Origin of the sequence: Leptospira mtsangambouensis, from assembly GCF_004770475.1 — a bacterium.
Lineage (GTDB): Bacteria > Spirochaetota > Leptospiria > Leptospirales > Leptospiraceae > Leptospira_A > Leptospira_A mtsangambouensis.
This window is the reverse complement of record NZ_RQHK01000017.1, coordinates 100,596-112,827: the sequence shown is the minus strand read 5'-3', so window position 1 is coordinate 112,827 and position 12,232 is coordinate 100,596. Positions and strand designations below refer to the sequence as shown.

The 12,232-nt window shown below is 38.6% G+C and carries 12 protein-coding genes; 7 read left to right on the top strand and 5 right to left on the bottom strand.

What is annotated here, in order from left to right; genetic code table 11:
• The first annotated feature begins 29 nt into the window (after positions 1-29).
• From ccrA to EHR01_RS12925, 3 genes are all read left to right on the top strand, one after another.
• Positions 30-1,277 (top strand): crotonyl-CoA carboxylase/reductase, encoded by a 1,248-nt coding sequence (gene ccrA / locus EHR01_RS12935; protein WP_135573362.1) that lies wholly within the window; start codon positions 30-32, stop codon positions 1,275-1,277.
• A gap of 176 nt (positions 1,278-1,453) precedes the next feature.
• Positions 1,454-1,885, top strand: coding sequence for a VOC family protein (locus EHR01_RS12930; RefSeq protein ID WP_135695179.1), 432 nt, complete (start codon positions 1,454-1,456; stop codon positions 1,883-1,885).
• A 52-nt stretch (positions 1,886-1,937) separates the two neighbouring features.
• Complete coding sequence (locus EHR01_RS12925) at positions 1,938-2,948, top strand: zinc-dependent alcohol dehydrogenase family protein (protein ID WP_135695178.1); 1,011 nt, start codon at positions 1,938-1,940, stop codon at positions 2,946-2,948.
• Here EHR01_RS12925 and EHR01_RS12920 read toward each other — a convergent pair.
• The 3 genes from EHR01_RS12920 to EHR01_RS12910 form a co-directional block, all read right to left on the bottom strand.
• Positions 2,904-3,329 (bottom strand): DUF2721 domain-containing protein, encoded by a 426-nt coding sequence (locus tag EHR01_RS12920; protein ID WP_135695177.1) that lies wholly within the window; start codon positions 3,327-3,329, stop codon positions 2,904-2,906. The genes EHR01_RS12925 and EHR01_RS12920 overlap by 45 nt on opposite strands.
• Before the next feature lie 5 nt (positions 3,330-3,334).
• Positions 3,335-4,297 carry a fumarylacetoacetate hydrolase family protein gene (locus EHR01_RS12915; protein ID WP_135695176.1) on the bottom strand — a complete coding sequence of 321 codons (963 nt, stop codon included), beginning with the start codon at positions 4,295-4,297 and terminating at the stop codon, positions 3,335-3,337.
• An 89-nt stretch (positions 4,298-4,386) separates the two neighbouring features.
• Entirely contained in the window at positions 4,387-4,608 is a 222-nt protein-coding gene (locus EHR01_RS12910; protein ID WP_002973441.1) for a DUF1858 domain-containing protein, read from the bottom strand.
• Positions 4,609-4,672: 64 nt separating this feature from the next.
• Between EHR01_RS12910 and EHR01_RS12905 the strand changes: the two genes are divergently transcribed.
• Complete coding sequence (locus EHR01_RS12905; protein WP_135697324.1) at positions 4,673-5,071, top strand: 6-carboxytetrahydropterin synthase; 399 nt, start codon at positions 4,673-4,675, stop codon at positions 5,069-5,071.
• 409 nt (positions 5,072-5,480) lie between these two features.
• Entirely contained in the window at positions 5,481-7,292 is a 1,812-nt protein-coding gene (locus tag EHR01_RS12900; RefSeq protein WP_135695175.1) for a histidine kinase dimerization/phosphoacceptor domain -containing protein, read from the top strand.
• A gap of 22 nt (positions 7,293-7,314) precedes the next feature.
• Here EHR01_RS12900 and EHR01_RS12895 read toward each other — a convergent pair whose 3' ends face one another.
• Positions 7,315-7,938 (bottom strand): TetR family transcriptional regulator, encoded by a 624-nt coding sequence (locus EHR01_RS12895; RefSeq protein WP_135695174.1) that lies wholly within the window; start codon positions 7,936-7,938, stop codon positions 7,315-7,317.
• Positions 7,939-8,088: 150 nt separating this feature from the next.
• On the opposite strand from EHR01_RS12895, the gene EHR01_RS12890 reads away from it, so the two are divergent.
• Together EHR01_RS12890 and EHR01_RS12885 are read left to right on the top strand one after the other, a co-directional pair.
• On the top strand, positions 8,089-9,174 hold the full coding sequence (locus EHR01_RS12890; RefSeq protein ID WP_135695173.1) for a flavin reductase family protein: 1,086 nt from the start codon (positions 8,089-8,091) through the stop codon (positions 9,172-9,174).
• A gap of 60 nt (positions 9,175-9,234) precedes the next feature.
• Positions 9,235-10,416, top strand: a complete 1,182-nt coding sequence (locus EHR01_RS12885) for a fatty acid desaturase family protein (protein WP_135695172.1) — start codon at positions 9,235-9,237, stop codon at positions 10,414-10,416.
• Positions 10,417-10,505: 89 nt separating this feature from the next.
• Here EHR01_RS12885 and EHR01_RS12880 read toward each other — a convergent pair whose 3' ends face one another.
• On the bottom strand, positions 10,506-12,218 hold the full coding sequence (locus tag EHR01_RS12880; RefSeq protein ID WP_135695171.1) for an acyl-CoA dehydrogenase family protein: 1,713 nt from the start codon (positions 12,216-12,218) through the stop codon (positions 10,506-10,508).
• Positions 12,219-12,232: the final 14 nt, after the last annotated feature.

Sequence of the window (12,232 nt, the reverse complement as noted above, 5' to 3'; positions counted from 1 at the left end):
CTATAAATTTTATTCGTAAAAGGTAATCTATGAGCAACGTAGAAATCGTACCAGTAGGGGAACTCCCTCCTATTGGAGTTGTGCCCAAAAAAATGCACGCGCAGGTCATTCGCCCGGAACGTTACGGCGAACCGAAAACTTCTTTCCAGTCAGAAGTCATTGATGTTCCGGAGATCGGTCCGAACGAAGTTCTCGTAGCCACTATGGCTGCCGGTGTTAACTATAATAATGTTTGGGCAGCATTAGGATATCCTGTTGATGTGATCGCAGCTCGTAACAAAAAAGGCGAACCAGAAAAATTCCACATCGGTGGTTCAGATGCTTCTGGGATTGTCTACAAAGTTGGATCTGAAGTTAAAAATGTAAAAGTGGGTGATGAAGTTGTTGTTCACTGTGCAATGTGGGATCCAAAAGATCCATGGGTTCTTTCTGGAAAAGATCCAATGTATGCACCTTCTCAAATCATTTGGGGATACGAATCTAACTGGGGTTCGTTTGCACAATTTTGCAAAGTACAAGACCACCAATGCCTTCCACGACCACAACACCTAACTTGGGAAGCATCTGCTGCCTATATGTTAGTTGCTGCAACCGCATACAGAATGTTACACCATTGGAAACCAAATGATGTAAAGCCAGGGGATGTGGTTTTGATTTGGGGTGGAGCCGGTGGACTAGGTGCTATGGCGATCCAAATTGTAAAAGCAGCTGGCGGAATTCCAATTGCTGTTGTTTCTTCTGATGACAAAATTGATTTTTGCAAAAACTTAGGCGCTGCTGGTGTGATCAACCGTAACAAGTTTAAACATTGGGGTGGACTTACTTCTGATATCAACAAACCAGAAGCATTTGTTGAGTGGACTAAACAAGCTCGTGAATTTGGAAAAGCGATTTGGGACATTGCTGGTAAAGGTAAAAATCCACAAATCGTATTTGAACATCCAGGTGAAACAACACTCCCTACTTCCGTGTTTGTTTGTGAAACTGGTGGTATGGTTGTTATCTGTGCTGGAACGACTGGTTTTAATGCAACAGCTGACCTTCGTTATTTGTGGATGAGACAAAAACGTCTGCAAGGTTCTCACTTCGCAAACGACGACAACTGTCGTGACCTCAACCAATTGGTGATTGATAAAAAAGTGGATCCAGTATTGGCACAAACTTTTACTTTCGATCAAACAGGTGAGTGCCACCAATTGATGAGAGAAAACAAACACCCGGCAGGAAACATGTCAATCCTCGTTGGTGCAAAAACTACAGGTCTTGGAAAGAAGTAATTCTTTCCAGGTGTGTATTTAGAGTACATGTCCCCGCCCTATTGAGACTGGGTGGGGTTATCCACCCGCCACCCAATGGCTCCATTTACCATGAAACTTCCGTTTTGTGAATTCAATTTCTGCTATTGTATTTTTTATTTCTATAAAGTTCATATTTTAACGAAAGGAGTTCGTTTATGCATCCTCGAATCAACTTAATCACTCTCGGTGTATCCGATTTACAACGTTCTATTGACTTCTATGAAAAAGGTTTGGGCTGGAAACGTTCAGAAGAAAGTAATGACAGTGTTACCTTTTTTCAATTAGGAGCTATCGTGTTTGCATTGTTTGGTGAAAAGGATTTGGCTGAGGACATTGGAATCCCTTTTCAAAAACGTCAAGAGTTTTCAGGAATTACACTTGCACAAAACCAAACGAGTGAGGCCGAAGTTGATGTTGTTATTAACAAAGTGCGCTCGTTAGGTGCAACCATTCTAAAAGAACCAGAAAAAGTTTTTTGGGGTGGGTATAGCGGATATTTTAGGGACTTTGATGGCCATATTTTTGAAGTAGCTTACAATCCTTTTTTCCCTTTGAATCAAAAAGGTGAAATTGTGCTAAACAAATAGTTTATATAATCGCTGTTATGTTTGTCTATTTGGAAAGAAAATAGGGGAAGGTATGAAACAAGCTCAAATCCAAAGTTTTGGTCTGGATCATTTAAAAATTGTAGAGGTTCCTGAACCAGCTAGTCCGGGTGCTACGGAAGTGCTCGTTCGAATGCGTGCTGCTTCTTTAAACTACCGAGATTCATTAGTAGTTGAAGGTAAATACAATCCTAAATTTCCACTCCCTTTGGTTCCTTGCAGTGATGGTGCAGGCGAGGTTGTTGCGATTGGTTCAGAAGTAAACGAATGGAAAGTAGGGGATCGGGTTCTTCTCACATTTGCACCCAAGTGGATAGCAAAAGAAGCAACTCATGCAGAAATGCGTCATACTATCGGTGGTCCACTTCCAGGCACCTTACGCGAGTTTGCTTTAGTTCCAGAAACAGGGCTTGTACGAATTCCTTCCCATTTGTCGTATGAAGAAGCAGCCACCTTGCCCTGTGCTGCCCTCACTGCTTGGTCTGGTCTTTTCCAATTCAGCCAATTAAAACCAGGTGAATTTGTTGTGGTACAAGGAACTGGTGGTGTTTCTATTTTTGCCTTACAATTTGCAAAGTTGGTGGGAGCAAACGTTATTCTTACTTCCTCCAGTGCTGAAAAATTAGAACGAGGCAAAGAGTTAGGAGCTGATGACTTAATCAATTATAAAGAAACACCCGAGTGGGGAAAAGAAGTTCGTCGGATCACAAGTAAAGTAGGAGCCGATCATATCATTGAAGTGGGTGGTGCGGGAACTTTGGAACAATCAATTGCCGCCTGTCGTCCATTTGGTGTGATTCATTTGATTGGGATTCTTGCCGGTAAATCAGGAGAACTCAATTTACTTCCAGCAGTGATGAACAATTTAAAAATCCAAGGTCTAGTTGTCGGTGGAAGGAAAGCTTTTATCGAAATGAATCAAGCGATTGAGACTTCTGGCCTAAGACCTGTAGTTGATAAAGTGTTTACCTTAGAAGAATCAGCCGAAGCAATCCGATACTTACGATCGGGCTCTCATTTTGGAAAAATTGTCATTCGTATTTAATATCGAATTCCTTTCAATATCTAAGGCAATCACTGATAAATGAATTTCTATCAGTGCTAAAATGAGTGAGATCACCATAAATAAAAGTGATGAGGCGAATAAAACCCAAGCCACTATATTATAAAACGGAATCATACCCATCGAACAAGTGCATAAGATTAAACTAAAAATCCCCGCACTTTGAGCATATAAAATCAATGAAATGCGAAAACGTAAGTTATGAATTTGTTTTTCTAAAATCTCTGACTTTGAGGATTCATATTCGCTAAGAAGTTGTCTGGATAGTTTTGCTAATCCAAAAAAACGATTGGTATAGGCGAGCATCAGTAAAGAGATTGCTGGAAATAAGAGTCCCGGTATACTATAGGTTAGGTTGTCCAATGAAATTAACCTTGTTTCACCTGAAGGATTTGTTCTCCCAAATTGATTTTTCCATCGGGAGTGCGAATGTTTGCTTTGATAACATCACCAGGTTGTAAATATTCTTTACGTTTTTTTTGTCCTTTGATAAAAACTTCCCATTTTTTGTGTTCAGGTAAAAAACTTGCAAATATTTGTTTTAGTTTTCCTGGAGCCTTAAGCGCACAACCAGAAGGTGTTCCTGTTAATAAAACATCTCCAACTTGAATACGAGAAAACCCGGAAAGTTCGGCAATGGTTTCTTTCGGTGGATATACCATTTGGTTTGCCATTGCGGATTGTCTCAATTGCCCATTGACAGTTAAGTTTAATTCTAACGAATCGAATTGATCAAAATCATTTGGCTCTAATACAGCAAGAAAGGGACCTGCAGGAAAAAAAGTTCTATAAGATTTGCCTTTATACCATTGTAATTGTGGAAGTTGAATGTCCCTTGCCGAAATGTCATTGGCAATGAAAAGAGCAGCAATATATTCTTTCGGGTTGTAAGAATGCAAATCAAGTTCTTCATTGATTTCTTTTCCAAATACAATTCCCAATTCAATTTCATGATCTAATAGTTCAACATATTTGGGTCGGATCACATCGCCAATAGCAGATGTAATAGACAAATCGGACTTAGTAAAAAACAAATTATATGTTTTTGATTTTGGATTGAGTCCAGCTTCTAAGGAATGTTTTTTATAATTTGCCCCTTGGCAAATCACCTGGCAGGGAGCCGTGATTGGCGACAAAATAGTAACTTTGTTTCGGGGAATTGTTTTCTGCGATGAAATGTTTGTCGGAGTTTTGATTCTTTTTTTTTGAAGACCAACTAATAAATCTTTGGTTGTCAAATCGCCTATATACAACGGAAGGATTTCTTCACCGGAGATTAATCCCCAATCTATTCGGTTTTTACTTTGAAAACGTACAAAATTTTTAGCCATCGTAGACCTATCGATTTATGTTTTGAGTGGGGAAAGAAAACACGGGGGCCGAGCAACGGCCCTTGTCGTACGAAGTGGAAAACTTGGTTTTATTCTTCAGAAAATAGATTGTTTAGGGAATCGATGAGAGTGTCTACTTCTACACCATAACCCATACAAACTTGTTCAATGGTTTCAACTTCGTTAATGGAGCAGTGTGAACATCCACCTAAATGGTAGCTGGAGAAAACAAGCCCTGCTTCTGGATGGATTGCGATCGCTTCACCCACAGTCATTTCTTTAAAAAAGCGCGGTTTTGTTGTTTCGGTCATCTTAAGAACCCTCAGGAAGGAAATTACTATACAAATATTGGACTATGCTCTATTCGTCAATGGAATGTTTACCCAAGAAAACGGGAAATTTTACGTCCGCATTGAGGGAAGGTTTGAATCCGCCCATTTCCTCTACCAGTACTTTGCCGATGGCTCAGATGAGCCCATCCACGGCCATTCCTGGAAGGTAGAGGTTTTTTTAGAAGGAAATACGAACATTCGTCCAGATGGTATTTCATACGATTTTTTAACTGCCCGCACCAAACTTTTGGAACTTGTGCATTCCATTGACCACATTTTGATCAACGACCATCCAGACTTCAAAGGAATCAACCCGACTTCTGAAAATGTGGCTCGTTGGTTTTATTACGGTCTGAAAGAGGATGTAAAATCCTCGGATGGAAAAATCCGAAGGATTGTGATTCATGAAGGTCCAGAAAACCTCGCTTTCTTCGAACCGTAAATCGAGTTTCGCTACTGTATTGATAACATTAGTTAGGTACTACTCCTTAAGTTTTGTCTTTTTTCCTTTTCGTTATTTTTTTATCATCGGTAATTAGGTTACGCAGTATGATTTGTACGAGTGCATACTCTGTATGTTTCTGTCTAGATATATGAAAAAAGAACATTTGATATAAAAACGATCCGTAGTTTGGAACCTTACGTAATATTTATGTCAACGAACATCCGTTTGTGCTTAAAAATCGACATAATCCTAAGTTTTGTTGTCTTTTGGGAAGTTAAGAACTGACATTTGTTCAACATTTACAGGAAAAATTTATTGCAGATGTTTTCGTTTTTTTTCATAAAAATTTATCATCTTAATCGATTGCTTTTATACCGCCTCATTATGAAAATCGATAGAACACTCTATGCCATTTACGGAAATCAAACATAGTTTAGGTCATATTTTGCTTGTGGAAGATGAAGCCATATTGGCTATTTCACAGTCAGAATTCCTCAAAAACAAAGGGTATTCCGTGCAGTATGTATCAAATACAAACGATGCATACAACTACATCACATCAGGTGAAAAAGTAGATTTGATTCTTATGGATATTAATCTTTCTGATGGAATGGATGGAATCCAACTTGCCGAAAAAATTCTATCGTATCGTGAGATTCCAATTCTTTTTGTTAGTGGTTATTCAGATAATAAAATTCTAGATCGTGTTTGCAAAATAAAACACTATGGTTTTATTCCAAAAATTTCCAGCCCCGATATCATCGAATGTATGATTCGATCTGCACTCAAACTTTACCAAGCAGAACAAACGTTAGCATTTCGAGAAAAAGAACTTCGGATTACTTTTGAAGCTATGGGAGATGGTGTGATCGTTCTTTCGCCTGAAGGTTTGATTCGTGAAATCAATCACAAAGCACTGGATATGTTGGGGCATCGCAAATCAGAAGTTTTAGAAAAAGACCTTTCTTCATTTTTATATTTAATTCAGGCAGATGCTCGAACACGGGTTTCCTATCCCTTTCTGAATGCATTAAGTGGACTCGAAAAAACGGAAAGACGAAATGATCTTATTATAGTTTCTCGTAGTGGTCGCGAAACACATGTTACAGAAACAATTTCGCCTATTTTAGATTCTGAAATGAATTTAAGTGGAGTCGTTATTGTATTTAGAGAAACACCAAATGCTCCTGTTATGGTTCCACCCAAAGACGGGGAAAGCCTTTATGCAAAGGTATTTCAACTCAGTCCTATTGCCATGGCGATTTCTACAGTCAAAGATGGAACCTATTTGGATATAAATTCCTCTATGGAATCCATCTTCCAATTGGAAAAAGCAAAGGTTATTGGCAGAAAAACAACAGAGTTTAAGGCCTGGAGTAATCCCGAACAACTTGCACGCCTCAATCAAATTTACCAAGAAAAAGGTCGGATGGCAGGCGAAAGAATGTCTGTCACGCATTTGGACGGTAATAAATTTGATGTCATGGTATTCAGCCAGGCCTTTGAAATTGCAGGCGAAAGGTTCATTTTGTGGATCAATTTAGATGTCACAAAAATTTTAGATATCGAAGGCCGACTCGCAAAATCTTTGGAAGAAAAAGATGTTTTATTAAAAGAATTACAACATAGGGTTAAAAATACACTCGCCATCATTTCAGGACTTTTGAATTTAGAATCTTTTAAAGTTGAAAACGACGTCGCCAAACAATCGTTTTTAAATGCACAATCCAGAATCATGTCCATGTCCAAGGTTTACGAAAATTTATACCAATCTGAAGATTTGGAATCTGTAGATTTGCGTAAGTACATTGAAGATTTAGTGTTTAGCCTTCATGATATTTTTGTTCTGAATCCTACAAAAATTCGATTTGATGTTAAGTTAGAAGAAATTCGTTTGGATTTAAAACGAACTTTGCCACTTGGTTTGATCCTAAACGAACTATTAACCAACGCCTTAAAGTATGCATATCCAAATGAAAAAGGTGGTGATGTTCGCATCCACTTGTCACGTTCCAATGAAAATATCATTTTGTCTGTGGGAGATGATGGAGAAGGTTTGCCGGATTCCGTGAACATAGAAAAAGGAAATCATTTCGGTTATGAACTAATTCGTAGTCTCACCTCCCAGTTAAAAGGAGTCCTTTCATCTGTTTCTAAGAAAGGGGAAGGTCTTAACATCATGATTTCTTTCCCATTACATCAATCAGATAAAAACTAAATCTATTGATTTAGTTTTTATTTTACTTATCTTTTCGTTTTCTTCCTCGGATTGTGCCGATAAAAACCAATCGCACTTGTTTGATCGTTTGTAATTTTAATTTTCTCATCTCTGAATGGGCGTCCGTTGCCAGATCTAAAAAATCGGAAGCCATTTGAAAACAAATACTCACAATCAATTCAGATGCAAATTGGATGTCTTCGACAGGAATCATTTTTGGCATTCGCATATCTTTCGCAAGTTCCGTTGCAATTGATTTCATTGACTCACGAATTTTTTCCCGAATCTTTCGGTTCCCACCGGTTCTTTCCCTGGCGATAAAACGAAAGAGGGAACGGTTATTCGTAACATAATCAAAGAAAAATCCAATCGTAAGTTGCAAAGCTGACTTATAGGCTCCCTTGGTGCGAGCATCCCCTACAATCGTCTGGATTCGGCTTCCACACTCATCCACAAGTGACAAACCGAGCTCTTCCATATTTTTAAAATGCCGGTAGAAGGCGGCTGGAACGATTCCTGCCTCACCCGCCACTTCTCGAAGGCTCAAATCGCCTAAACCTTTCTCTTCCCCCATCAATCGCAAAGCTCCTTCGAGCAGATTGCTATGGGTACGAAGTTTTTGGGCATAGCGTTTGTTGAGTTTCATGGCGTGAATTCAGTAAACGATTGTTCACTTTTTTTTAAAAAGCAAGGACTAAACGGAGAATTAGGGATTGACATAGCTAACGACGTAAATTAACACTATTAAATATCTCTGTGAACGAGTGTTCACTTAAATGCGAAATATGAGGCGAAAATGAAAACCTTTCCTTTTATCTACAACCAACCAAAGGAATTTTTGAAATTCCTCCAACCTGGAGATTGGGCAGATTTCCTATTAGGGGAAATCAATCCCCGATTTTCGGTAACGGCGGTCAAAGCCAAGGTCATTGCCGTCCGCGAAGAAACGGCTGAAGCAAAGACATTGGTTTTAAAACCCAATTGGCTTTGGAAAGGATTTGTATCTGGCCAACATGTACCAGTGACAATTGAAATCGCAGGTAGACGTGTCACTCGGTTTTATTCTTTGTCTTCCTTCCCTGGTGAAAAGTATCTTAGTATCACCGTCAAACGCCAAGCAGGTGGTCTTGTTTCCAACTTTATCAATCAGAATATTAAAAAAGGAGATTTGTTGGAACTCGGAGAGCCATCGGGTGAGTTTGTTCTTCCAAAGGTTTTACCTTCTAAAATTTTATTTTTGGCTGGTGGAAGTGGAATCACTCCGATTCATTCCATTCTCAAACAATTACAGGCAAACCAATTCAAAGGAAAAGCCACACTTTTGTATTTTGTTAGGTCCTATGAAGACATCATCTTACATTCTTCATTAGAAGAAATTGCTAAAGCAACTGGCTTTTTAGAGATTCGTTATATTTTTTCAGACGTTCCTCGTGAAGGTTTTGATTCAGGTTTTCTGACCAAAGAAATTTTACAGAAATATACCGATGATATTAAATCTTATTCTGTTTATGTTTGTGGCCCAGGACCAATGCAAACCAAAGCGCTTTCCCTTTTAGAAGGAAATGAAGTAAAGTCAGAGCTTTTTCTTTTGCCAGGTCAATCGCAGTTGAAAGTCAAAAAAACGGGAACGGTGGATGTGTTTCTCTCTTTGAGTCACAAAACAATTCAAGTAAAAGGGGAACGTTCCCTTCTAGAAGAACTAGAAGACCAAGGAATTTATCCGCCAAGTGGATGTCGGATGGGGATTTGTCATACTTGTGTTTGTAAAAAATCTGCAGGTTCTGTGACTGATTTATCTAAAGGCGAAGTATCTGAGTTAGGTGAAGAAAATATTCAAATTTGTATCTCTCGTGCAGAATCAAATGTGGAATTAGAACTTTAGATCTGAGAACTCAAGGCTCTAAACAGATTAAAATAAACGAAATATTCATAGGAAAATAATATGAGAACGATCAGTAAAAAGTTAAACAACGAAGAAATTGAAGCATTTGGTAAAGAAGTAGAATCACTTCGAGAAGAAGTAATGTCCAAAGTCGGAAAGGAAGATGCAGATCATATCCGATTCATTTATAAGGCGTATCGTTATACAGAAATTTTGGGTAGAGGACTCATCCATTTTAGTTTTGAACCAATTTCTTTTGTTGCTGGGACTTTGTTACTGGCGACATCTAAAATTATCAACAATATGGAACTTGGTCATAATGTCCTTCATGGTCAATATGATTGGATGAACGATCCACGTTTTAATTCAAGAACTTTCGAGTGGGATATCGTCTGTGATGCACATCAGTGGAAATTTTATCATAACTATATGCACCATACCTTTACGAATGTTTTAAACAAAGACCATGATTATGGTTATAATTTTACACGTTTGACAGAAGGGCAAAAATGGAAGCCGGTTCATTTGACACAGCCTTTCACTAATCTATTCCTTGCTATGAACTTTCAATGGGGAATTGGTGCACATGGATTCCGTGTTGAACACTTAGAAATTCCCAAAAAACAAAGAAATAAAAGAACCTTAAAAGATTTTAAGAAAGTGTTCTTTAAAAAAATTGAACTACAGGTTGTAAAGGATTACTTATTGTTTCCAGTACTTGCCGGACTTAATTTTCCAAAAATCATTTTAGGGAATATGATTGCGAATTTAATTCGTAACCTTTGGACATATGCAGTGATTTTCTGTGGTCACTTCACAGAAAATGCAGAATCCTTTTCTACTGAAGAGATTGTTGGTGAAACAAAAGCACAATGGTATTTAAGACAGCTCAAAGGTTCGTCTAACTTGGAAGGTAGTAAGTTGTTTTATACAATGACTGGCCACTTAAGTCACCAAATTGAACACCATATGTTCCCTGGTATGCCAGCGATACGTTATCGTGAAGTTGCACCTCGTTTGAAAGAAATTTGTGCAAAGTATGGTCAACACTACAACACAGGAAGTTTTTTAAAGCAGTTTGCTTCTGTTTGGAAACGAATCATTGCATACTCTTTTCCAGATTCTATCGCGGGAAAATTAATGGGGAATCGAAAAGTATATTTGGAACCAAAAGGTATGATTTCACAACCCAGTTTCCAGATCTCCCTTCCTGCAGAAGAGAAATCCGTTACTCTCACTTAACCTGAACAATTTTGGACTTCCCACTAGCGCATTGTGGTGAGTTCATCCCTTTCCTTTCTTTCGGGTCCTCATGACGAGGACCCTTTTTTTTATCTTTCAGTGAGTCTGATTTTGTTTGCGGAAAGGATTGCCAGACTATCAGCATGGAAGGCTTTGCACCAGGTGGTGCGTAAATCTTTTCGTTTCGAAGATTTGTTTTTTGCTCTTTCCATTAAGTAGCCGACTACCACTCTTGCTGCTGATTCGACTACTTCAAAACTAAATGTTTCTTTGGTCTCTTGGTTTTCGATCGACTTGTATGTTTCCACAATGGACTCAAAAAGATTTCGAACTTCTAGAAGTTTTGGATTTGATTCCGAACCTTTTGCAAGATGATCTAAGTAAGCACGAAATGTACCTGTCGGGCTCATCCCTGATGTGATTCCTCCAATGGCTGCGTTGACTTGGATTTGTGTGGTTCCATCATAGATATTGGTGATCCTGGCATCTCGATAAAGTCTAGAAAGATCATAATCTTCTGTATATCCTGCACCACCTAATACTTGTAATCCGTCATATACTAGATCATTACACATTTCAGAGTTATAGTATTTGGAAATAGGAGTGAGCGTATTTGCTACCTTCTCCCAAAATTTTCCGGTTTTTGTTTCTTCTGGGGTAGGTGTCCTTCCATCTTCATACCAATAGTATTTATCTACGGAATATGCTGCCTCTACCATGAGGCAACGCATTCCCGCCAATTCCCTTTCCATTCGATCCAACATACGACGTACGGCTGGAATTTCATAAATGGGTTTTCCGAATTGAACTCTTTCTTTCGCATATTTGAGAGCTTCTTCGTAAGCTGCTGTAACGATTCCCGTTCCTTGGGAAGATACGCTGAGGCGTGCGCCGTTGAGCATTCCCATAACATATTTCACAAGTCCGAAACCTTCTTTTCCAACCAAATGGCCTTCACTGTTTTCAAAAACGGTTTCGCATGTTGCAGATGCTTTGATTCCTAATTTTTTTTCAATTCCTTGTACGGCGTAGTTTTTGTTTTCAACGATGAAAAAAGAAAGTCCTCGCGCTCCGCTTTCTTGAGTTCCTGTTCTCGCAAGAGTAAGTGTGATTCCTGGACTTCCATTGATACCACAAGCAACTGTTTGGAATCTTTTGGTTCCATTCAGAAACCACTTATCATCTTTTTTGATTGCCTTGGTTGTGATATTTGGTAAGTCAGATCCAAAGTCCGGTTCCGATAGTCCCATGGTGACAGTATAGTTTCCTGAAATTAATTTTGGAATCCATTCATTCTTCATTTCTTCGGTTGCACAAACTTCTAGGATAGCGGCTAGGCCCATACTTCCCACTGCTATTGTAATGGAACTATCGGATCTATACATTAACTCAGCGATCATCGCTTTGATGATACTTGGTGTTCCAAGTCCGCCGTATTTTCTTTTGAAAGCTGCCGGACCAAGTCCTGCATCGTGATACATTTGGACTACATCCACCATCTCTTGTGGGTGGATTACGTTTCCATTCTCAAATTTAAGTCCTTTCGAATCTACAATGGAAGCAACTTGGGAAACATACATCCCACTAATTTCACCACAAGATTTTAGAATTTCTTCATAAAACGATTTCGCCTCACTAACATTAGATGGTGCGTATTCTAGTTTAGGGTTATTATTTTCTAAATATAACTTGGAATCTGAAAATTGATTTTCGTAGATTGGTACAATTTCATTCCAATCTATCAAATCTTCGAAATGTTCCCTTAAGTCTTCGTTGGTTTGAAAATAGTTACTTTGGATCATATAAATTCCTTTTG